This is a genomic window from Sphingobacterium sp. B16(2022) (assembly GCF_012030425.1).
GTDB lineage: Bacteria > Bacteroidota > Bacteroidia > Sphingobacteriales > Sphingobacteriaceae > Sphingobacterium > Sphingobacterium anhuiense.
This window is the reverse complement of record NZ_JAAUVN010000002.1, coordinates 418163-441019: the sequence shown is the minus strand read 5'-3', so window position 1 is coordinate 441019 and position 22857 is coordinate 418163. Positions and strand designations below refer to the sequence as shown.

At 36.5% G+C, this 22857-nt stretch carries 18 protein-coding genes; 9 read left to right on the top strand and 9 right to left on the bottom strand.

All coding sequences use genetic code 11. The features are described from left to right. Positions 1-85: 85 nt before the first annotated feature. Positions 86-1564, bottom strand: coding sequence for an ATP-binding protein (locus HCX49_RS12205; RefSeq protein WP_168127204.1), 1479 nt, complete (start codon positions 1562-1564; stop codon positions 86-88). A gap of 157 nt (positions 1565-1721) precedes the next feature. Further along, positions 1722-2837, bottom strand: a complete 1116-nt coding sequence (locus HCX49_RS12200) for an acyltransferase family protein (RefSeq protein WP_168127203.1) — start codon at positions 2835-2837, stop codon at positions 1722-1724. 163 nt (positions 2838-3000) lie between these two features. Between HCX49_RS12200 and HCX49_RS12195 the strand changes: the two genes are divergently transcribed. The 4 genes from HCX49_RS12195 to HCX49_RS12180 all read left to right on the top strand — a co-directional run bounded on the left by HCX49_RS12195 (position 3001) and on the right by HCX49_RS12180 (position 7460). Continuing rightward, positions 3001-4215 carry a DUF763 domain-containing protein gene (locus tag HCX49_RS12195; RefSeq protein ID WP_168127202.1) on the top strand — a complete coding sequence of 405 codons (1215 nt, stop codon included), beginning with the start codon at positions 3001-3003 and terminating at the stop codon, positions 4213-4215. 480 nt (positions 4216-4695) lie between these two features. Beyond that, positions 4696-5064 carry a DUF488 domain-containing protein gene (locus HCX49_RS12190; protein WP_168127201.1) on the top strand — a complete coding sequence of 123 codons (369 nt, stop codon included), beginning with the start codon at positions 4696-4698 and terminating at the stop codon, positions 5062-5064. A 41-nt stretch (positions 5065-5105) separates the two neighbouring features. Beyond that, positions 5106-6320: a trans-sulfuration enzyme family protein gene (locus HCX49_RS12185; protein WP_168127200.1), complete on the top strand. Its 1215-nt coding sequence runs from the start codon at positions 5106-5108 to the stop codon at positions 6318-6320. 57 nt (positions 6321-6377) lie between these two features. Then, on the top strand, positions 6378-7460 hold the full coding sequence (locus tag HCX49_RS12180; protein ID WP_168127199.1) for a WG repeat-containing protein: 1083 nt from the start codon (positions 6378-6380) through the stop codon (positions 7458-7460). A gap of 20 nt (positions 7461-7480) precedes the next feature. Here HCX49_RS12180 and HCX49_RS12175 read toward each other — a convergent pair whose 3' ends face one another. Both HCX49_RS12175 and HCX49_RS25690 read right to left on the bottom strand, forming a co-directional pair. Next, positions 7481-9502: a site-specific recombinase gene (locus HCX49_RS12175; protein WP_168127198.1), complete on the bottom strand. Its 2022-nt coding sequence runs from the start codon at positions 9500-9502 to the stop codon at positions 7481-7483. A gap of 32 nt (positions 9503-9534) precedes the next feature. Beyond that, positions 9535-9666, bottom strand: a complete 132-nt coding sequence (locus HCX49_RS25690) for a hypothetical protein (RefSeq protein ID WP_260292297.1) — start codon at positions 9664-9666, stop codon at positions 9535-9537. A gap of 483 nt (positions 9667-10149) precedes the next feature. On the opposite strand from HCX49_RS25690, the gene HCX49_RS12170 reads away from it, so the two are divergent. Further along, complete coding sequence (locus HCX49_RS12170) at positions 10150-11550, top strand: family 10 glycosylhydrolase (protein WP_206368435.1); 1401 nt, start codon at positions 10150-10152, stop codon at positions 11548-11550. Positions 11551-11628: 78 nt separating this feature from the next. On the opposite strand, the gene HCX49_RS12165 is transcribed toward HCX49_RS12170, so the two are convergent. Next, positions 11629-12753 carry a lipid II:glycine glycyltransferase FemX gene (locus tag HCX49_RS12165; RefSeq protein WP_168127197.1) on the bottom strand — a complete coding sequence of 375 codons (1125 nt, stop codon included), beginning with the start codon at positions 12751-12753 and terminating at the stop codon, positions 11629-11631. Positions 12754-13030: 277 nt separating this feature from the next. Beyond that, a complete protein-coding gene (locus HCX49_RS12160; RefSeq protein WP_168127196.1) occupies positions 13031-14014 on the bottom strand; it encodes a lipoate--protein ligase in 984 nt (327 codons plus the stop codon). Positions 14015-14370: 356 nt separating this feature from the next. Between HCX49_RS12160 and HCX49_RS12155 the strand changes: the two genes are divergently transcribed. The 3 genes from HCX49_RS12155 (at position 14371) to HCX49_RS12145 (ending at position 17846) form a co-directional block, all read left to right on the top strand. Beyond that, complete coding sequence (locus HCX49_RS12155) at positions 14371-15897, top strand: NYN domain-containing protein (RefSeq protein WP_168127195.1); 1527 nt, start codon at positions 14371-14373, stop codon at positions 15895-15897. A 760-nt stretch (positions 15898-16657) separates the two neighbouring features. Next, positions 16658-17185 (top strand): RNA polymerase sigma factor, encoded by a 528-nt coding sequence (locus HCX49_RS12150; RefSeq protein ID WP_237682786.1) that lies wholly within the window; start codon positions 16658-16660, stop codon positions 17183-17185. Then, complete coding sequence (locus tag HCX49_RS12145; protein ID WP_132845089.1) at positions 17175-17846, top strand: hypothetical protein; 672 nt, start codon at positions 17175-17177, stop codon at positions 17844-17846. Before HCX49_RS12150 ends, HCX49_RS12145 begins: the two co-directional genes overlap by 11 nt. A gap of 78 nt (positions 17847-17924) precedes the next feature. Here HCX49_RS12145 and HCX49_RS12140 read toward each other — a convergent pair whose 3' ends face one another. From HCX49_RS12140 to HCX49_RS12130, 3 genes are read right to left on the bottom strand one after another with little or no spacing between them, the layout of a single operon-like run. After that, positions 17925-19160: a Glu/Leu/Phe/Val dehydrogenase dimerization domain-containing protein gene (locus HCX49_RS12140; RefSeq protein ID WP_237682785.1), complete on the bottom strand. Its 1236-nt coding sequence runs from the start codon at positions 19158-19160 to the stop codon at positions 17925-17927. Positions 19161-19178: 18 nt separating this feature from the next. Beyond that, a complete protein-coding gene (gene hppD, locus HCX49_RS12135; protein WP_132845091.1) occupies positions 19179-20306 on the bottom strand; it encodes a 4-hydroxyphenylpyruvate dioxygenase in 1128 nt (375 codons plus the stop codon). A 25-nt stretch (positions 20307-20331) separates the two neighbouring features. Then, positions 20332-21489, bottom strand: a complete 1158-nt coding sequence (locus tag HCX49_RS12130; protein WP_168127194.1) for a homogentisate 1,2-dioxygenase — start codon at positions 21487-21489, stop codon at positions 20332-20334. A 385-nt stretch (positions 21490-21874) separates the two neighbouring features. Between HCX49_RS12130 and HCX49_RS12125 the strand changes: the two genes are divergently transcribed. Then, entirely contained in the window at positions 21875-22849 is a 975-nt protein-coding gene (locus tag HCX49_RS12125) for a fumarylacetoacetate hydrolase family protein (protein ID WP_168127193.1), read from the top strand. Positions 22850-22857: the final 8 nt, after the last annotated feature.

Sequence of the window (22857 nt, the reverse complement as noted above, 5' to 3'; positions counted from 1 at the left end):
TGTTCGTGCTAATTTTTTTGTAGTATGTTCATTTTCATCAAGGGTGATACTGAGGTTTTTCACATTTTTGGAAGCTCGGGTAATTTTAGTGTACTACTCTTAAAGGAAGTGTAAAATAAAATGTGGTACCTTCACCTGCTTTACTCGTCATACCATATTGTCCCTCATGTTGACGGATAATTTCGGCACAGATATACAAACCCAATCCCAATCCCTGAAAGCGTACCGAAGTCTCCTCTACCCTATAAAATTTATCAAATATTGGCGCTTGATTTTGAAGCGGAACACCAATACCAAAATCTTGCACACTGACTTTCACTTCCTTATCATCCTTTTCCGTATGAATTATAATATGGTCAGAATCTGGTCCATACTTAATTGCATTGCTCATAAAATTGATCAAAACTTGTTCAATACGCATCTCGTCTCCAAAAATCGGGATTTCCAATTTTTCACCTGTGCGTTCAATATTTAATATTCTCTTTTCCTGAGTCTGATGCATCGTATCGACCACTGTATCAATCACAGCATCTAAATCAAAAAATTGGTGATCGACATATAATTTACCATTATCAATTTTTGAAATATCGAGCAGGTCTGCAACCAAAGTACTTAGTTTATTTAATTGTCCTTCAACCCGGTTCATATATTTATATGCTTTTGAATGTGGCTCGTCTTTTAAAGAACGATTCAGAAGTTGCACATAACCACGCATGCTTGTAAGTGGTGTTTTTAACTCATGCGACGCAATACTTAAAAATTCATCTTTCTTCTGTGAAAGCTGTTTTTGATCATCAATATCTGTAAAAGTACCAACCCAATGGGTAATGAATTGATCCTCTTCAATAGGTACAATTCTTAAAAGATGATAACGGTAAAGTTGTGCATCTAGAGGTTTTATTCGAACCTCCATTTCCAGAGCAGTTCCTTTTTGAATGTGTGATCTTAAAGTTACCAGAATAGCTGGATCGTTTGGATGACATTCTGGAAAATCATTTTGCGTCCTAGAAAAAGTAAACCAGTTACGATTAACAAAATCAATCCTCCCATCCGGTGTTACCGTAAATGCTATCTGTGGAAGAGCTTCTAATATCAAACGTAAATGATTGGCTTTGGCGACTAACGAATACTGGGCTTTTTTACGGCGTTCAATTTCGGCCTTTAAATCTTCTTGCACGGCATTAAGAACCAAAGTCTGTTCATATAGTCGATAAAAATTTTTTACTTTGAGCAGTAATATATTCATATCAACTGGTTTGGTCACATAGTCAATACCGCCAGATTTATATCCCTGTTCTATAAATCTCTTGTCACGATTAGCTGCTGATAAAAATATAATCGGAATATCTTTGGTTTTGGTATACTTTGCCAAGTGATCAGCCACTTCAAATCCATCCATATCGGGCATCTTTACATCAAGAATAATAAGAGCATATCGATTCTTAAACGTCTTTCTCAATGCTTCGTCTCCTGAAAAAGCGGTATCTACACTAAAACCTCTAGACTCTAACAGTTGTTGCAAGGAATAGATATTCTCTGGTTTATCATCAACAATTAAAATCATAATTTAGTTCTTCTACTTTTTGACTGTTTTTTATTTTGGGTATTAAATAAACTGTTTGTGTGCTGTAAGTTTATATAATCCTCCACGATAGTAAAATCAAAAATCAATCCAAATAGTTGCCATCTACTAGGTTAGCGAAAAAGATATAAATCACATTTTAAATCTTCACGAAATACTTATTTTTATACAACAGGTATAAAATCAGAAATACGATATAAAAATTTCCGGCAGTTAATATGATTGGAGCAAGTTCCGGCCACTGGTTCTCTAAACCAAATGTCAAAGAATGAACTACTGATCTGAAGTTAACAAATTCACCAATAAAATAAGCAACAATAGAATTCATGCCATATATTTTTAACCATCTAAAGGGCTTAACCACCTTTTTAACATCAATCACATAATAAAATATAGCCATCAGAATAAAGCAGATTCCACCTGAAAACAAGGTCATACTACTGGTCCAGATACGTTTAATAATAGGCATTTGAAAATGCAATAATACTCCTAACAATAAACATATAAAACCGATAGCGATCAAATCACGAAAAACTCTATTGGGATTAATACGTGTATTTTCTTTAATGATTTTACCTGCAAAACAGCCCATCATCACGGTAACTGTAAAGGTCAAACTGCTCCATATCCAAGAGTAATCATAGGTGTCTGAAAAATCCCAAATGCCCTGATCCCAGTACACTCCATCCATCCAGGAACCTAATATTTTTTTATCCACACGAATTGCAAAGTTTTCTTGCGGGCTATAATTGCCATCCAGTACAAATGGGATAGTATATACAACTAATAAACAGATGCTCAAAGTAATTACTTTTCGTATCGGCAAATTAAAGTAAGCTAATGATGTGAATAAATATCCCACAGCTATGGCCTGCAATGTATTGGAATAAAGTTTGAAATAATGCCAATCAAAACTCAGTAGATTTCCCTGTATAATCATCCCTAGGAGCCAAAGAATAGCAAAACGTCTAAAAATATGCCTATATATCGGTCCAACAGGTTGCCCGATCTTACTGTCAAGAGAAAAAGGAACAGTAACACCGGTCATAAATAAAAACAAAGGCATAATCAGATCCCATAATCGGAAACCTTCCCAAACTTCATGATCAAATTGATACAAAAAGGCATGATAATAAGAATTGTCCCATACCTGACCGATCGCGACTAGCACAGGTTGTAAAGCAACCAATAAAAATAAGTCAAATCCCCGTAGAATATCCAGTGACTCCAGTCGCTGTGATTTTTGGTCTTGCATAATTAAGTTTAGTTTAGGCGTGTTGTTTTCTAAGCGAATATATACAATGAAGACGAATAAACAATTGTTGCTATAGCCATTTTACCTGGTAAATCAAGATATAAAAAAATGAACTGTAATTTTTATTTACTACATTTACACTAATAATATTAGCAAAAACAACATGAAACGTTCCGGGACAGCCGATTTACCGCTTCACTATGGAAAAGTACCTGCTTGGCTTTATGAACGTATGTCGGCTTTGGGACTTTCTATAGTAGAGGCAATTTTAACGGAATATGGTAAAGATGAAGTACTTCGTCGTTTGTCCGATCCATTTTGGTTTCAAAGTTTTGGCGCTGTACTCGGTATGGACTGGCATTCTTCCGGTATCACCACATCGGTAATGGGTGCTTTAAAACGAGCCATCAATCCAAATTCCACATCTTTAGGTCTATACATTTGTGGCGGAAAAGGTAAGTTATCCAAAGAAACCCCAATGGAGCTATTGCGGGTAGCCGATCATGCTGGTCTAGCAGGACAGGAATTAGTGCGTGCGAGCAAATTGACTGCAAAAGTGGACAACACCGCAATACAAGATGGATACCAATTGTACCTGCACAATTTCATTGTGTCCGATAAAGGAAATTGGACAGTTGTCCAACAGGGAATGCATGATCATGATGGGACTGCTAGGCGTTACCACTGGCATTCGGAACAATTAAAATCTTTCATCGATGAACCGCATACCGGTATTAACGGTATATCACAGGGGCGAATATTAAACCTAACAGCTTCGGGCGCTTCTTCCAATAGACAGGGAATTCTCGCCATTGCAAAAACAGATCCTGCAAAAACAATACAAGAATTTGCACATTTGATCATGCCTAAAAGACACGATATCCAATCTTCTGATGTTGATCTTAAAAGGCTTGGCGCCTTATTATATGTAACTCGTGAACTACAGACCGACAATTTTGAAGAACTGTTGCTTTTAAAAGGTGTAGGCCCCCGCACAATGCAGTCCCTAGCTTTGGTCAGTGAGGTTATACACGGTGGTCCGGCCCGTTTTCAAGATCCGGCCCGTTTTTCATTTGCACACGGTGGTAAAGATGGCCACCCTTTTCCCGTGCCAATAACAATATATGACAATAGCATTGCTGTTTTAAGAAAAGGAATAGAAAAATCAAAATTGGGACAGTCTGATAAATTACGTACGATCAATAAACTGCATCAGATTGTTCTTCAGGCTGAGGCGAATTTCAACCCTCAGTTTGATATTCAAGAAATCATTGAGCAGGAACGACGAGATTCCTGGAAATATGAAGGTAGAACTGTCATGGGAAAAGCCCAGAAACCCGACCCAAATAAACCAGGCATTCAACTATCTCTTTTTTAAACTGATACTGCACTTAATTTCCAACAAGCTTCATCCATTCTCGCTAAAAACGAATCAGATTTCCTATCAATAAAGATGGAAATAAAAAGCTCCGAAATGGGGTTTCGGAGCTAACTAAACATAAATTGACCAAAGTAATAACAACTAATTACGTGTCATTTTCTACTTCTGCTCCTTCACATCATTTTATATCATTTTACCACCGTGTTCAAGGTAAATTTCAATACGATCATGTCATGATATTCGGTCTAAAACAAATATCGCATGTATAATCGTTTGCGACTTACCACAATTACTGAAATAGGTATACAAATTACTGTTTAACATGCTTCATAAAGTGTGACATCGACTACAATCTATTAATAGTCGATGTCCTTTTCCATATTGATTCCTTTACCAATGAAATGAATAAGCGGTTTGTACTTATATTAATTATGCATAAATAGATTTGCTATCAGGATTTATCACTAAATTTAAACTATGCGACCAGATATAAGTATTAAACGTATCTATGAAGAAACCGATAGTCATGACGGTTATCGAGTTTTGGTGGATAGACTATGGCCAAGAGGTCTTACTAAAGAAAAAGCTCATATTGACGAATGGGCTACTGAGATTGCACCTTCTACAGCAACCCGGCTCGCCTATGCTCATGTTCCGGAACGATGGGAAATCTTTAAAATCCAGTACAAAAACGAACTCCTAAACAATGAACAGTTAATTTCTTATCTGGATAAATGGGAAGAACATCCCATCATAACATTACTTTATGCTGCTAAGGATAAAGAGCACACGCATGCGCTTGTATTGCAGGAATATCTGATATTTTGCTACAATTCCCGAAAGTAATTTTAATAATAAACTCATCATAAACCTAAAACCTACACCCAATGAATAACAAAAGCATCGATTTTGGAACACTTGCCATACATCAATTGCATACTGATGGTCACCATTCTCATTTAGCACCCATATATGCCAGTTCCACTTTTACTTTTGACAGTGCCGAACAGGGTATGCGAAGATTCTCCGGTGAAGATTCTGGTTATATTTACTCCAGGTTTGGAAACCCAACTACTGATGCCACAGCTCAAGCTATAGCCGATCTTGAAACTTGGAAGATCTTAAATGAAGACGGAACGCCAATGCGCGCCAGGGCGCTGTTAACCTCAAGTGGACAGGCGGCGATGGCTACCTTATTTATTTCTTGCTTAAATGCCGGAGATGCACTATTGGCTACGTCTTCTCTTTATGGTGGCACTCATGAATTTATCACGAAAATGCTTCCTAAATTTGGGATCAAAACCTATTTTTCGGATATGACAGATGTTACTGAACTGGAAGCACTTTTGAAAGCAAATCCCGAAATTAAGCTTGTTCATTTTGAGTCCCCCGCTAATCCAACGATGCAATGCATCAATATTGAACGTGTTGTTCAGATTTCAAAAAAATATCAGAAGCTAGTTTCTGTAGACAACACTTTTGCAACGCCTTATTTACAACAGCCATTTAAATATCAGGTGGATTTTATTTTTCATTCCACTACAAAGTTTTTAAATGGACACGGTAGTGCAATCGGTGGTGTCCTGATTGGCCGTGATCTAAATGCTATGCAGACTTACGTGCACCAGACACATAAATTACTGGGTGTAAACAGTAATCCATTTGATGCATTTTTAGTTTTGCAGGGAATAAAAACGTTACCATTAAGAATGGAACAGCATTGCCGAAATGCCATGGATGTAGCCTATTTTCTGAATAATCATCCGGAGATTGCTAACGTACATTATAACGGTCTACCGAGCCACCCAGATTTTGAAATTAGCAAGAAGCAGATGCGACATGCGGGATCTGTCATGAGTATTGAGCTAAAAGGTGGATATGAAAAATCAATTGATTTTGTCAATAAGCTACAGATATGTACACGAGCTGTTTCAATCGGCACTGTAGATACTTTGGTCTCGCATCCGGCCTCAATGTCGCACGCTGGTATACCTCGGGAAATCAGACTGAAAACCGGTATCACGGATGGTCTTATCCGCATCAGTGTTGGTCTGGAGTCCATCGAAGATTTAATTGCAGACCTCGAACAAGCTTTGCAATAAACTGAGCAGATCAGAATTTACATCAGAACCTTTTATTAGATTTTTATTTTTAGTCCTATGAGATATTTCACACTGTCTTTGTTTTTAGTATTTACATACTGTAATCTGTTTGCGCAACAAAGCGACCCATGGTATGCATTTTACAATCAAGACAGTACTCTTATTGGTTTTAAAGATGGACTTAGCCATGTGAAAATCAAACCTAAATTTGAAGGTGTCACAAGAGCAAATCGTTTTGATGATATCTTAGCTGCTACTGAAAAAAATAATGGTCAATGGAATTCATTCTATCTAACAAAATCAGGCCGTAAAATTGGTCACGATAGCCTACATATCATCGACAATGGCGCCGATTGTGAAAGTGAGGGATTTATCCGATTTAGAGATCCACAAACTTATTTAACAGGTCTTTTCAACCGGAATGGCGATATCGTCATTCCCGCCATGTACAGTGGCTTGACCCGCGTTCATAATGGTCTTCTGGTTGCTTTAAAAGGAGCTACAAAAAAACGCGTCGGAATAGACAGCTTAATAACTTGGGTTGGTGGTGAAGAAGTACTTTTAGATACCAGTAACAACGTTATAATTGCAGATTTTAAATACCAACCAACTCTAAATTTTTTCTCTCTTCAAAAAACAAAAGAGCATTTAGATGATCCCGCTCGAATTTCTTTTGTCGGAAATGACGGTTTACATTATTCCTTTATTAATTTTCAGAAAGAATTTGAAAATTGGTTAAAGACAGACTTACTGGTTGATTTAACAAAGTCAAAACTATTAACGGCAACTTATCCAAAAGTTACTTGGGAAACGTCCATTGCTTGGGAAACATCGGATAAAATCGTGTTTATCGAACATAATTTTGATCTTATTAAAAATAAATTGATGGAAATTACAAACTCAGATACGGATTATTTCATTTCGGCAGATGGCTTAAATCCCTTTATGTTCGATACCCCAGAATTTCAGAAATATTTTAATAATTGTGGTGAATCAAAAGATTGGCAATATCCGACCATGTCTATCATTATTTCCCATAAGAACAAAAAGGATATGGTTCAGGATCATCTTGAATTCTTAAGAACAGATGAAGGGTATCAACTTTTATGTGTCACCATCAGAAAAGGTCAGTTAAAATAGCTTACATATGCAGACTTATATTACGATTTATCTTGAGGTGGAAAGAAAAATGACCTCGGACTAATTTTAAAATAAATCCAGACTGCTTTTGCCATTTTAATCAATTCTCCAAAGGATAAATTACGGGATCGAAATGCGAGCGTCAACGATAGTGAAAAACTAACAGCAAAATTAAAAAAACCAATAAGCCCTATACCTAAAATGCCCCAGATCCACATATCAGTAGTCAGCGACATGTTATTCCCAAATAATCCTAAAGCTAAATTTCCGCTCGCAAAAGTAATATGCCTAATATCTAAATTAAGACCTAAAAACATACCGACTGAAGCTGTTGTTCCCATAAAAACCCCGAACCAGATATTAGAAACGATCCCTGCCCATTTCTTTTCATAAAAACGGGCAACTTTTGCAGTTTTCTCCTTACCGAATACTTTCTTTAACACCGGTTGTTCCTCGATTCGATAATACACTGAATTGTGTTTATCACGGTTAGAGATACTACCGGCAATAATTCCTGACAAAAACAAAAAAACACCTGCTATACAAGCATGCAAGATCATAGGAGTTTCGGTCGGATTAAGATCATTGACCAAGGTCATCCATTTCCCTGCTGCCGCATTATAATGGAAAAGTTCTTGTATACCCCAAATTAAAACAAGACTTACGGGAAAAGCCATTATCACATTACCTACAAATGCAATGAATTGTGAACGGAACAATCTTGCAAAAAATACCGCAAAATTCCAGTATCTATGTCTGGTCTCATCTTGTCCTGATGCCCCATTCTCAATTGCAGCAACTAAAGCAGAAGCAGTCATTGCGGGTTGCTTTGTCGCCAAGGTTGCTCCAAATAGATAAATAGCTGTAAATCCGATCGCATAATTTATACTATAAAGTAAAGCATGTCCAAATTCGCTTGTCTCTACTTTACCTAAAAACAATTTCAGGATACACATAACGCCTACAATGATGCCGCCACCACAGGCCGAGCGAAACATGTTCCAATATTCTTTCTTGCTGGAGGTAATATAATGCTCTCCGGTCTGTGCGGTATGGTGCGTGATTTCGTAAGCCAATAATTGTGTACTCTGTCCAACAAGTTTGCGAATATTACTCTTACGGCAGTTGTAACCAATTAACGTCTGAGCAAAAGCAATGCTTTTATCAACCTTTTCCTGCTCTTTATCAATAACCAAAAAAGAAATGATGGCTTTAATTCTTTCCAATTGTTGCCGGATTCTCAATAAAGATTGATTGACCTTAATTGAGATGCCAAAACGATGAGAGTTTGCAAAGGCGGTATCAATATAATTTTCACATTGCTTATGCAAAACCAGGATTTGTTTATAAGCAAGATCATCGGAGGTCATAAAATGCAAGTTACCCGCTAAAAAACGATCGTTAAGTTCGCTAAACTCACGCATGATGGCAATAAATGGACTATCAAAATTTTGAAATTCAGGAACCATCTTGTTGACATCTGTTTCCATTGCCCTACCTGTAATACGTTGAACCAATACTTCAAGACCATAGAGAATTTCCTTGATTTCGAAGTTGACATCGCTCTCGTATAATGAATTGAAATCACATATCAGATAGAGTCGTTGCAACTGATCATTGGGAATGACGGCAACCCAATCTGCATCTTGCGAATGATAGAAAAGCTGATTTAACACATATTGCAATGTTGATTTGGGAGGTTGTGAAGGAAGATATTTCTCCGTTATTCTCTTTTTGATCTCATACCTAAAATCGGCATAACTGATAATTCCGGTATCTGAAATTAATTGATCAAAATCTTTATGATCTATAACTCGACGCACATAAGAAGAAAAACTGAACCTGAAGTCAGGTGAAGCTTCTAAATAAATCAATAATGGCGCAATATCGACCTGGTAATATAACGATCGTCGCTTTGGTCTAAAGATATCTATTAATGCAGCCAAAAAGTCCAACTCGATGTAGGCTGGATCACTAAGTTGAGCCCCAAATCTCTCAAAAAGTTGTTTTATCTCTTGACTGGCATTTACTTTTTCTCTCATGTAGAACAGCTTGAAATTGCGTAATAATAAAATTAGAGTATGATGATGCTATTTACATTATAAAATACAGCAGGCATATGGCTGTTAAAAATTTCTCTTGTACTATTGGAAATTTCTAAAATGGTAAAACCTAAAGTCATCGTAATAATTCGTATACTTTTCATTTTTTACATTTCTTCAATGATAATGCCACTTTATCATTGCGTACAGAGAACTGATATGTTCCTCATCATCATATTAAGAGTTCTCTCAACTGACCTTATTGCTTAAATATACGACACAAATGATCAAATTGTGAGGAAAATAGTTAAAATCTGTTAAAATTCATGATCAATTATATTAATCGGCATACTAAATGCGTTTAGTATGTATTCATAATTTAGGTTAATAATTGGTTAGTTAAAACGCCTGGAGTTCCCCGCTTCAGGCGTTTTTTAGTACACCATATAACGTTTTCTTTTAGAAATTTAACGCTATCCTTAATTTTTGCTAGATCAAACAATAAAAATCACTTTGTCTAATGAATGATTAAAACGAACCAAAAGCTATAACCATTTAGTCCAATTTGATGAAAAATATTTATATTGCAGCTTAAACAGTATAAATCGAAACATAACCAAAACCGTGTTTCAATAAAGCTATAAATTATGAATCACCTTCATTTGTCACGCATGCGTTTTTACATTCTTTTTTTCTTTGGGCTATTTCTATTTACCGCTTCTGAAACCAAAGCGGCCGAAAAGGATGGTCAGCCTATGTTCTGGACTTGGTTGGATTACAGACCTACAAGCAATTTTGATTCCTTATGCCGTGAAATGCAATATCTAGGTATTGACGGAGTGATGCTCAATGCACCATCACCCGACGATTACAGAGTTGCTATCCCGATAGCACATAAGTATGGGATTAAAGTTGTGGCTTGGTTATGGACCATGAATCTAGAACATGATCGCGAGAAGATATTAAAGGAACATCCGGAATGGTTCAGTGTAAACCGTAACGGAAAAAGCCTGGCAGATACAACAGCATACGTCGGTTATTATAAATTTTTATCTCCAGTCTTGCCTGAAGTCAAAGACTATATTAAAAAGAAAATCGAATCATACTGTGCTGTAGAGGGCTTAGATGGTATATCGATCGATTATCACCGCTATGTAGATGTTGTGCTCCCAACTACACTTTGGCCAAAATATAATATTGTTCAAGATCGCGAATATGCGGCCTGGGATTATGGTTATCATCCCGTCGCAGTCCAAAAATTTAAGGATCAATATGGCTATGATCCTAGAACACAAAAAGATCCTTCCAGTGATCTTAAATGGAGACAATTCCGTTGTGATCAGATTACAGATGTGGCTAATATGATCGCAGACGTTGTACATGCTAGTGGAAAAATTATGGCAGCATCGCCATTTCCAACCCCTAAAATGGCATCCCGTATGGTAAGACAAGATTGGGGAAAGTGGAATCTGGATATGGTATTCCCAATGGTATATAGTAATTTCTACACGGAAGATGCTAGTTTCGTCAGAGACTGTACAATTGAAAATGCAAGAGATAAAAATAAAATGACCAGCTTATATTGTGGGCTGATGGCTAGTAATAGCGATGCTATGTTTACAGAGATGGACGAAGCTTTAAATCATGGTGCACAGGGAATCGCAATTTTTACGGTAAACAGCATCCGTGATCCTAAAGTCAAAGAAAAATTTAAAAATTATACTGCACAGGCAAAAGCAAAAAAAGCGGCTAACAATGGAATAATGCCTCTTGTTGCGACGAATAAGGTTGAAAAAGATCCTTTCAAAAAAGAAGGTATTATGAATTCGATCACAGCTAAAATCCAAAAGATGGTATCTGGTTCAGAAACTGCAACCAGCCTTCCTGCGGTAAAATTATCAAGTTTCAAAAAAGTAGCTTCCTATGATGTTACAGAACGTTATTTGGTGTCTGATAAAATCAGTAATAAAAAATTCCACGTCACTTTTTATTTTTATGGAGGTATCCTATCAGGCTGGAATGTAGATGCAGTAAAGGAAACCGTGTAAAATTTACTCATCCAAGAAATCGGAACATATTTCAATATCGAAAAGGGTTGATCATAGCGATGATCAACCCTTTTTAATTTAACTCAAGTGGTAACTCTGGTTCTTGAATTCCATAGAAGTATAATATTTATATTTCTCATTATCCAGTGGATAATCCCAACAACCCATACGATGAAAGATTTCACCACCAAACCCCGTTTTAAATCGGTACAATCCATACATCGGATGTGACTCATCTGCCTGCGGAGCAACTCCAAAAAAATCATATTCAGTACAGCCTTTTTCTTTTGCGATTTGCATAGCACGCCATTGCAATGCATAGGTTGCCATATAATTTCTATTTTCTGTGGCTGATGCTCCGTAAAGATATGTCCCCCTATTTGCTGACACGACTAAAAACATGGCTGCTAACGGTTTGCCCTCGACCTCAGCAACTAATAAATGAACATCTGCCGGTGAAAGGGTATCATTAGCACGAGCAGAAAGTACAATTCTAAAATAGCTGATATCATGTAAAAAGAAATTATTCCGCACTGCAGTCTGTTTATACAGGTCATACCAAATCGCTAAACTATCCATACCAAGAGAGCGAATGTTGACTCCTTTTCGCTTTGCTAAATGGACATTATAACGCGTTTTGGCTTTCATTGCACCTAATAAGCTATCTTCATCTTTTCTCAAATCCATAAAAATGGTATTTGAAGGTAAAATATCGGTATTGGCTTTTCTTAAGTTCCAATTATTGGTATTAAAATTAAAACGAATTTCCTGAATTTTTTTATCCGGAACTCCTAACCAGTTGCCATTGATATCATAACAGTCATCGTCTTTTGCCCAATGTGATTCCCAAGATAAATCATAACGAATCATAATGCAGTTTTTAGGTAAACAAGATCTTAAACTCTCGGACAATTGCTCCAAGAAATAGCCTTGATTTTCAACCGATGGTTCGATCTCTGGTCCATAGGGAACGTAGGCAATACTGTGCTCCTGATCGATAGCCTGAATCAAAATCAATAGATCTCCTATAAAATAGGCACTGTCTTCTGAATCGACATAAAGATCTGCTATTTTAGTTTTAAAATTAAATGCTTTTGAAGTTACACCCTGTAACCTTTTTACTTCAGACCAATAGGCCGTTTGCTGAATGATTGATGTTTGATAAATCTGTTTAATTTCTTTGTCTTCTATTTCGGCAATCATGACGTTTTTTAATATTAAATCAATGGGCATTGAAATTTGAAACTTCCGTTTTCAAATTTCAATGCCCAAAACGACAAACATAACCATAAAGATTAAAGACGGCAAGTCCATTTGTCAGGGACTTGTTAAAATGAAGCATAATTATCAAAGATGCGAGATCTTCTTGCTGACTTCAAATAAGAACAAGGGTAAAGTAAGACTTAAAAATTATGAGCACTCTTCAAATTGGCTTAAAAATTCAATAACCAACGAAGAGTACTACTGAAATAACCCACAGTTATTTGAACAATTCCATTAATTCTGCAATATTAACTTTACCGAAGTAAGCCGTTACATCATGCTTTTCCAGTAATTGTGCAAGGTGGACAGCCACATGTTTTTGTCCAATCAATCTATTCTCCAGCTCCTCAATTGGTTTTGATGCAAAAAAATCTCCAAATATCTTCGCCTTTTCAATATACCCTTTATGGACATCTAAATGTATTTCAATAAATCCAGCAGGTATCTTTATCGCTTTCTTAAAATTGTAATTTGGAGAAAAGCCAAAATTCCATTCCCAGGTACTGTACTTTTCTGCTACCAATTTTTCGATCCCCAGAATATCTTCATCCGTTAGTTTATAAATCTTAGCTTCAGGATTATTCTTCCTCATCTCCTCAATCAACAATTGCTTGAAAGCTGAGACTGTCATATCTTGTGGTAAGTACTCATTCAGATTAATTACACGTGCACGATTGGACTTGACAGCTTTATCTATAAACTTCAAAGGATTAACTTTTAGCGCATCGCCCAGTACCTCCATCTGTGAACTAATCAATAACGTACCATGTTGGATCATTTTTCCATTTTTTGCAAGTTTGGCATTTCCACTAAATTTCTTCCCTTCAATCAACAGATCATTTCTCCCCTCCAATTTTGCAGGTATGTTCATACTATTTAACAACGATACAACGGGCTGAGTAAATGTCGAGAAATCCATAAAATCATTTTCGCCCAATAAGATGTGAAAAGAAAAATTCAGATTTCCAAGATCATGATAAACCGCTCCTCCACCTGACATCCTTCGAACGACCTTTATTCCTTGAGCTTGAACATAATCCAAGTTAATTTCAGCTAATGTATTTTGAAATTTGCCTATGATAATTGAAGGTGCATTAATATACAGAAGGAAAATAGCTTCTTTTGGGTATTTATATAATAAGTATTCTTCCGATGCTATATTAAAATAAGCATTATTAGAAGGTGAATCGATAATCAACATAAGATTGAAATTTTAACAAAAATAATAAGTTTTTGACAGAAAGACGATGCCGGGCCTTCGATGCTTTATACAGGATCAAGTCTGGTCAATAATACCTTCATAAATAAACAGTTTTAATCTCTAACAATGAAATAGCTTCAATAATTGAAAAAAGCGGAACATGGATTAAGAAAAATATTAAATGAAACCATTATATTTACAAGAGAAGAGCTATTAAAATAACGTTAAATACTTTTCCACGAAGTGTATTACGCTGCTTTTTTTATCAACTATACTTCGTTCAGATTACATTAGAGAAATAAATGATTAGAATTTTATTGCAAAATAATAGATCGTGCATATTAAAGAAATAAGGGATGCCAGAAGAAACAGAAAAAAAAATAGCGATCTTAATTGATGCTGATAATATCTCCTATAAAAAGATAGAAGAGATATTGAATGAAGTAAAACGATATGGGATCCCTACTATCAAGCGTATTTATGGAGACTGGACTAGTCCTTATGTTGAAAACTGGAAAGACAGTCTTTTGACTCATGCTATAACACCTATTCAGCAATACAGTTATACACAGGGCAAAAACTCGACCGATTCGGCTTTGATCATAGATGCCATGGATATCCTACACTCGGATCGGGTAGATGGATTTTGCATTGTTTCAAGTGACAGTGATTTCACACGTTTAGCAACTAGGCTACGTGAATCAGGAAAACTTGTCATTGGCATAGGAGAAAGAAAAACACCAAAACCGTTCATATCTTCATGTGATAAGTTTATTTATGTGGAAATTCTTGAGAAAGAAGTTTCAAAAAAGGCGGTAAAAAAGAAAAACAATAATACCAGTCCGACGCCATCACCAATTGAACGGAATAAAATATCAGCATTGGATGAAGAGACGCTTGAACTATTAAAAGACACTGTAGATGATACGGCTGATGAAAGCGGATGGGCATTTTTAGGGGAAATTGGTAGTTTATTTAATAAAAGAAAACCTGATTTTGATGCCCGTAATTATGGATATGAAAAAATATCGCATCTTTTCAAGGCTTATAAAGAAGATTTTGAGATTGAAGAACGGAATACTGAAAAATCAAGAATAAAGAATTACTACATTAGAAATATCATCAATAAAGTCACACCGGCTACTCCTGCCGTCCCGAAAGCGGAGCATCCTACTCCTAATCAATTAAAAACGACACAGTCTCACTCCAGTTCCGCGCAAACAGGACATAAAGGACATAATCAAGGAAAGCAAAACAATCCGGGGCAAAATAAAGTGGTAAATACACCGAATTCCACCAAAACAGAAAGTGTATCTAGTCATCAAGGAAAGACTGTGAATACGCAGAATCCCCCTGATCAAGCAGAAAATATCTCCGGAAATCAAAAACAAGAAAATACAAAATCAAGTTCTGCGAAATCCAAAAGTGCGACCGATAATCAGAAACAAGGGAAAGCGCAAGCTCACACTGAAAAAGCTGAAATTACTGTAACTAATCAAGGTAATGCAGACAATAATGCATCAGAAGCTACTCAAACAACTGATGGAACACCTTCAACAGTAAAAAATACAACAATAAATTTAGAAACGGCAATCCTTCCCTCGAAAGGAAATCAGATCACTGCAGAAGATGTTACTAAAAATCAGATTAGGATAACGAAGGATCTAAAACAATTGTTCCCAAATAAGACAAAAAAAATCCGAATTCTTATTGATAATGAATATGAGTGTTCCTTTTCATATAGAAGGGATCGTTCACATGTGCTCAGTCTGGGAACTGCTGCTGCACAAGAGTTGGAACTTGAAGCGGGAATATCCATTAAAGTTACAAAACTAGGCGAAAACTCTTATCAATTAGAGAAAGTGATTAAAGAAAGTAACTAAAATTACTGTAAATCATGTAATATTATTAATGTAACACAATTAATAATAACTAGTTTATCTTTTGGCACAACATTTGAAATAACTTTTATTCATAATTTAGATTAATAATTGGTTAGAAAATGCCTAAGGCTCCCCACCTGAGGCATTTTCATTTTTAAACCTTTATGCTCAGGTTCAGAATATTCTCAAATACTCCTCTAATCCTTAATTAAACATCTTTTAATCTAATAAATTAAAAGCTTAACATAATTTTAATTTAGGATAATTAACAAATTACTAAACGAAATATTAAAAATCAATATCATAGTTTTATTGTTATAGTATATAAATAAGCCGTGCATAAATGATTTCCAAAACCGAAGTGAACTTAAAAGTACACAGTATGTATAGGGCAATAGAAAAAGTTATGAGCTAACTTCCGGAACAAGCAAATACCTAATGGATTAACAATAGCATTAATCCATGCGTAAAACAGGACAAAAACATGACGTAGGAAATTTATGGCAATCGTAATTCAGTTAGGCTATGTGCACTTGTAAATTCATCCGGATAAAATCCTATTTTTAGAACAGTTATCCGATAGCCTGATCAGTGATGATCATTCACATTTTAACAACAGCCCACAAGCCTTAATTTAATTTAGCAAAAAAAAGTGTAACGAAACAACCAGACCCTGTACTTACTACCTAACAAACAGAAAGGAACATATCCCTAAGCAATAGGTTTATAAAAAGAAATAAGGCATTACTAATTAAAACATTTGCAAAAGCATAATATGCAGGCAGACTCTTTAATCGAAAAAACATTTTTAAACCTAATAGAGGTTCACAAAGGCATTTTGCATAAGGTCGCTCGATTGTACATGGACAGTTCGGAAGATCGGGAAGATTTGCAACAGGAAATCATCATACAATTGTGGAGATCCTATCAGAACTTTAAAGGAGAGAGTGCCTTCTCGTCCTGGATGTACCGGGTGGCTATTAACACAGCCATTTCCTATTTTAAAAAAGAAAAACGAAGAAGTGATGTGTATACTTACGACAATATAAAAGAGCCTGAAAATGAAGATTACAATCCTGAAAAAGATAGACAGCTAGAGATTTTTTACCAGGCGGTGCAGGAACTAAATGCGGTGGAAAAAGCTTTGATCTTTTACTTTATGGAAGGACTATCGCATCGAGAGACAGGTATACAGCTCGGTTTAACTGAAGGAAATGTACGTGTAAAATTGAATAGAACGAAAGAAAAACTACAACAAATCATAAAAAAAACAAATTATGAATCTTGATGAATTAAAAACGGCATGGAATTCCGAAAGCACAAATGATGTGCGTATTCCATCAAAAATAAAACAGCTCGGGCAGGCTAAGCATCCTTTAGATAAACTAAAGCGGAAAATGAAAAGCGAATTTTATCTGCAATCTTTCTGTATCCTATTTGTGGCTTTTATCCCAAAACTGCTGAATATAGATCCATCCCTATATGTTCTATATTATGCTTTCTACGCACTATCATTAGCGATATCAGCATATTATTTAAACCTTTTCCGATTATTCTATAATAAGATCAATCATTATACAGCCGATACAAAGGATAGTTTACTGGAAATATACTATGAGCTTAAAATTAATATTGAGCGCTATCATGCCTTTAGTTTTCTCCTGCTCCCAATAGCATTAGTTACCCTAGGTATGTATAGATACAGTATGCGATTGCAGTTTACAGAATTTACCGACCCGGATCAATCCGTAATTTCTTTTACCATATTAACTTTAACTGTAAGTATCATTACGATATTAATAGTCCTTACATGGACAAGATATTTTTATAGTCCTTATCTCCTGCAGTTGAAAAAAATATTGGATGAACTTAAAGAAGAAGAACTAAAAGAGAATGAGTTTAGTATAAATAATTCGAATGAAAATATACAAAAAGACGGTAGGCAATAAACGATATCAAAAATCAATTACAGAAAAAAGCATTTGCTGAACGGCAAATGCTTTTTCCATTATATGTTGACATCTCGATTACACCAATTGTTTAAGTGCAATTTCATATGCTTTTGAAGACAGATGTATTTTGGATTCTGATATTGCTCTAATCCGATCTATAGCTTGCTCGATAACACGAGATACATCCGAAAATAACGCATCATCAGAAATTTCTACATTGGGTTGCATCAGATAGGCAAACACCCGAGCCATACCACAATTTGCTATAAAATCTGGAATGACAGAGACTTGAGAATCGGCATATTCCATGACCGGCCCATAAAATATTTCCCGATCTGAAAAGGGAACATTCGCTCCAGAAGCAATCAACTCCAATCCGTGTGTGACTAATTCGCTTACCTGTTCTTTTGAAACCAAACGAGAAGCAGCTGCCGGAATAAAAATAGATGCACCCATACGCCAGATCTGGCTATTGACTTCTTCAAAAGATAACAAATCTGGGCTTGCTAGTTCATTTCCTTTACGATTTAAAAATAGTGCAGTGATCTCGTCTTCTGTAAAGCCCAACGGATTTATTAAACCTCCTGCACGGTCAATAATGCCTACAATCTTAACCCCTAATTTGCTTAAATAAAATGCAGCCGCCGCGGCTACATTCCCCCATCCCTGTATAATTGCACTTTTACCAATACAATCGGTATCGTAACATCTGTAAAAGTGTTTAACCGCTTCTGCCACACCGTAACCAGTAATCATGTCAGCAATTTTGTATTTGCGCTTCATATCCGGACTGTACTGCGGGTCTTCCAAAACTTTAGAAACACCGTACCGCAACTGCCCTATCTGATGAATTCGTTCATTTTCACGCACATTAAAATGTCCATTCAATACCCCCTCTTGCGGGTGCCAAAGGCCATACTGTTCTGTCAAAGGAATAACATCATGAATTTCATCGACATTCAGATCACCGCCTGTACCATAGTAATTTTTAAGTAACGGAGTGACCACCTTAAACCATCTATCAAGTACTCCTTTTTTTCGTGGATCGGAAGGATCAAAGTTAATTCCAGATTTAGCCCCACCGATTGGAGGTCCAGAAACTGTAAATTTAACCTCCATGGTTTTAGCCAATGATTCAACTTCATTTTTATCTAACCCCTTTCTCATGCGTGTCCCTCCTCCTGCGGCACCTCCACGCAAAGAATTGATAACGACCCAGCCTTCAGCCTCTGTTTCCGTATCTTTCCATTCAAATACAATCTCAGGTCTTTTACGCTCAAACGCCTGCAGCAGATCTTTCATGTTTTCCATATTCTCGCTAATCTATGATTATAAATTTCCTCGCTTTGCCTGTTCACGTTCTATTGCTTCAAACAAAGCTTTAAAATTTCCAGCACCAAAACTCTGAGCACCTTTACGTTGTATGATTTCAAAAAACAAAGTTGGTCGATCTTCTACTGGCTTAGTAAAAATCTGTAAGAGATAACCTTCATCATCACGATCAACAAGTATTCCGAGGTCTTGAATAATTTTTATTTCTTCATCAATTTGACCGACACGATCGGGTAACATATCATAATACGCTTCTGGTGGCGCTCCTAAGAATTCAACACCTCGCGCTTTCAGCTCTTTTACTGTTTTGACAATATCCTTCGTCGCTAATGCGGCATGCTGTACACCTTCACCTTCATAAAACTCCAGATACTCTTCAATCTGCGATTTTTTTTGCCCCTCTGCAGGCTCATTAATCGGAAATTTCACATATCCATTGCCATTACTCATCACTTTGCTCATCAATGCAGAATATTCGGTATTGATCTGCTTATCATCAAAAGAAAGTACATTAACGAAGCCCATAACCTGCTGATACCACTCGACCGTTTCATTCATCTTGTTCCAACCGACATTTCCAACACAATGGTCAATATATAGCAAGCCTACTTCTTCTGGCTGATAATCACTTTCCCATACTTGATAACCTGGTAAAAATACACCGTTATAATTTTTACGTTCTACAAACAGATGAACCGTTTCACCGTACGTATATATACCCGAGGTAACTGCCTCTCCATATTCATCAGATAATACCTGTGGCTCCTGATACACTTGAGCACCTCGCTTAGTTGTTTCTTCAAAAGCTTTTGTAGCATCATCTACCCAGAGGGCAAGAATCTTAACACCATCACCATGCTTTTTAACATGTTCTGAAATGAGGTGGTCTGATCGTAATGCGGTAGTCAACACCAGACGAATCTTACCTTGTCTTAAAACATAGGATGCACGGTCCCGTACCCCCGTTTCTGGACCAGCATATGCTTCGGACTGAAATCCAAAAGCCGTCTTGTAAAAATGTGCGGCCTGCTTCGCATTGCCCACATAAAATTCAATATAATCAGTACCGTTAATGGGCAAAAAATCTTGCGCCAAAGCTATTTTTTCAGCAAAAGTCTGTTTCATTTTAGATTTCTTTTATAATTTATGATTAACTCAACCAGGATTTAAAATATTCTTGATCTTCAATTTCCAAAGCTTCTTCTGTCAGCATTAATGGTCTAAAAGGGTCGATCATAACCGCTAATTCATCGGTCTGTTTCTGACCGATACTTTTCTCCACAGTTCCAGGATGCGGACCGTGAGGAATTCCTCCAGGATGTAGCGTAATTTGACCACGCTCTACACTTTTACGGCTCATAAAATCGCCATCTACATAATATAGAACCTCGTCGGAGTCCACATTGCTGTGGCTATAAGGAGCTGGAATCGATTCCGGATGATAATCATATAGACGTGGACAGAAACTACAGACAACAAAACTGTCGGTTTCAAAGGTCTGATGTACCGGTGGCGGTTGATGCAATTTCCCCGTAATAGGCATAAAATCATGGATTGAAAACGCCCAAGGATAGTGATAACCATCCCAGCCAATGAAATCAAAAGGATGACTACCATATATATACGGATATATTAATCCCTGTTTTTTAATTTTCACTTCAAAGTCACCTAATGAATCATTAGTCTCTAATTGTGACGGTTTTCTAATATCGCGTTCATAAAATGGCGCATGTTCCATCAATTGACCAAATTCATTTCGATAGCGCTTTGGCGTTCGGATCGGCGAAAAGGATTCGACAATAAATAATCGATTCTCAGATTGATCAAAATGAATCTGATAAATCACACCGCGAGGAATAACAATATAGTCACCATATGAAAATGGAATCTGACCATAACCTGTTTTAACGACACCTGATCCATGATGAATAAAAATAATTTCATCTGCTTGACTATTTTTATAAAAATAATCCGTCATAGATTGTCTAGGAGCTGCTAAGGATATATGCAAATCATCATTGACCAGAACCGGTACCCGACTTTCCAGATAATCGTCTTTCGACTTTATAGCAAATCCTTTTAGACTCGTGTGTTTCAAATGCTTTCGCCGTGCTATTTTAGGAGACACATCATAGGGTTCTCCAATCTGTTTAACTAATGTTGGCGGATGACAGTGATAAACCAACGAATATGTGCTTGAGAATCCGTGTGTAGAAACCAGCTCTTCGGAATACAAAGCACCATTAGGTTTCCGAAATACGGTATGCCTTTTAGAAGGAACTTTCCCCAATTGATGATAAATTGGCATAAGTAAATAAGTTTTAAAAAGTGAAATGATATATATAGTGAAGCATGGATCAAACGAATGACACAAGCACAGATAAATAAGAAAAGAGGAAAAATTTAATACTGCGCAAACACCACAGCAGCGATCAAGGCCTTCAAGAAAGCACTCATTCCGAAAATGACTCTTACATATGTGAGTCTGCTGGTGTTCATAATTGGATTTTTGTTTATATCAAATATAATATTTTAATTTTTAATAATTCATAAAAAACAAAGAAAGTTAACCCCGAACTTCCTATATTTAACCAAATTACATCAAGCACGGTGTACAAAAATTCTTTTTTAACGTTGAAAACGTACATATAAATAAAAGAGAAAACCGATTTCAATACTATATTCATGACATTATGAAACTTGTTACCTGTATTCTGGAAGATAGTGAACACCTGGCATTTTTAATTGGTATATCTATATATCCTTGTAGTAAGGTTGATTCTAAATTTCCAGATTCTATGGATAAATATCTCCATGCAGCTTTAAGTATCAAAGCCGCCATGAAGGATGCCTATCAAAAGCTCTTTAGTTCAAAAAATGAAGAAACACACCATACACTTGCTAACACAATTTTAGAAGCTCCCATACCCCGTCCAGGTTCTTTACGCGATGCTTATGCATTTCGTCAGCATGTAGCAACCTCCCGTAGAAACCGCGGTTTAGAGATGATTCCTGAATTTGATCTATTTCCTGTCTTCTATTTTTCAAACCACCGTGCTATCTACGGTCCAGGCGCTGTTTCCTGCATGCCCAAACATTTAGACAAACTTGATTTTGAATTGGAAGTTGCTATTGTTATTGATAAACAGGGTAAAAATATACCTGCATCAGAAGCGGACTCTTATATTGGCGGCTTCATGATCATGAATGATATCAGTGCCCGAACATTACAGATGGAAGAAATGAAACTTAACTTGGGGCCTGCTAAAGGAAAAGATTTTGCGACGGTGATAGGCCCCTGTCTTGTTACAGCAGATGAATTGGAAAAATATCGTGTTGATCCGCGCATGGGCCATATTGGCGTCTGTTATGATCTTGAAATGACCTGCTCAGTTAATGGAAAATTAGTATCCATAGGAAACCTGCGCGATATGAACTGGACGTTTGCTGAAATCATAGCACGTGTATCCTATGGTGTTGAAGTATTTCCAGGAGATGTCATCGGCTCAGGTACTGTTGGTACTGGTTGTTTTCTGGAGCTTAATGGGACTGCGAAGCTGCATGATCCATCTCATAAAGAACAATGGTTACAGATCGGCGATCAAATCGTAATGGAAGTTACCGGTTTAGGTCGATTACAAAATTATATCATCGCCGCAAATAATTAAGAACACTA

Excerpts from the sequence above, each read along its gene's own strand:
- HCX49_RS12145 (WP_132845089.1), top strand. The coding sequence starts at position 17,175 with ATGAATCTTGATGAATTAAAAACGGCATGGAATTCCGAAAGCACAAAT.
- HCX49_RS12160 (WP_168127196.1), bottom strand. The coding sequence starts at position 14,014 with ATGTTGATTATCGATTCACCTTCTAATAATGCTTATTTTAATATAGCA.
- HCX49_RS12125 (WP_168127193.1), top strand. The coding sequence starts at position 21,875 with ATGAAACTTGTTACCTGTATTCTGGAAGATAGTGAACACCTGGCATTT.
- HCX49_RS12175 (WP_168127198.1), bottom strand. The coding sequence starts at position 9,502 with ATGAGAGAAAAAGTAAATGCCAGTCAAGAGATAAAACAACTTTTTGAG.
- hppD (WP_132845091.1), bottom strand. The coding sequence starts at position 20,306 with ATGAAACAGACTTTTGCTGAAAAAATAGCTTTGGCGCAAGATTTTTTG.
- HCX49_RS12140 (WP_237682785.1), bottom strand. The coding sequence starts at position 19,160 with ATGGAAAACATGAAAGATCTGCTGCAGGCGTTTGAGCGTAAAAGACCT.
- HCX49_RS12180 (WP_168127199.1), top strand. The coding sequence starts at position 6,378 with ATGAGATATTTCACACTGTCTTTGTTTTTAGTATTTACATACTGTAAT.
- HCX49_RS12205 (WP_168127204.1), bottom strand. The coding sequence starts at position 1,564 with ATGATTTTAATTGTTGATGATAAACCAGAGAATATCTATTCCTTGCAA.
- HCX49_RS12155 (WP_168127195.1), top strand. The coding sequence starts at position 14,371 with ATGCCAGAAGAAACAGAAAAAAAAATAGCGATCTTAATTGATGCTGAT.
- HCX49_RS25690 (WP_260292297.1), bottom strand. The coding sequence starts at position 9,666 with ATGAAAAGTATACGAATTATTACGATGACTTTAGGTTTTACCATTTTA.
- HCX49_RS12195 (WP_168127202.1), top strand. The coding sequence starts at position 3,001 with ATGAAACGTTCCGGGACAGCCGATTTACCGCTTCACTATGGAAAAGTA.
- HCX49_RS12190 (WP_168127201.1), top strand. The coding sequence starts at position 4,696 with ATGCGACCAGATATAAGTATTAAACGTATCTATGAAGAAACCGATAGT.
- HCX49_RS12200 (WP_168127203.1), bottom strand. The coding sequence starts at position 2,837 with ATGCAAGACCAAAAATCACAGCGACTGGAGTCACTGGATATTCTACGG.
- HCX49_RS12165 (WP_168127197.1), bottom strand. The coding sequence starts at position 12,753 with ATGATTGCCGAAATAGAAGACAAAGAAATTAAACAGATTTATCAAACA.
- HCX49_RS12130 (WP_168127194.1), bottom strand. The coding sequence starts at position 21,489 with ATGCCAATTTATCATCAATTGGGGAAAGTTCCTTCTAAAAGGCATACC.
- HCX49_RS12170 (WP_206368435.1), top strand. The coding sequence starts at position 10,150 with ATGAATCACCTTCATTTGTCACGCATGCGTTTTTACATTCTTTTTTTC.
- HCX49_RS12185 (WP_168127200.1), top strand. The coding sequence starts at position 5,106 with ATGAATAACAAAAGCATCGATTTTGGAACACTTGCCATACATCAATTG.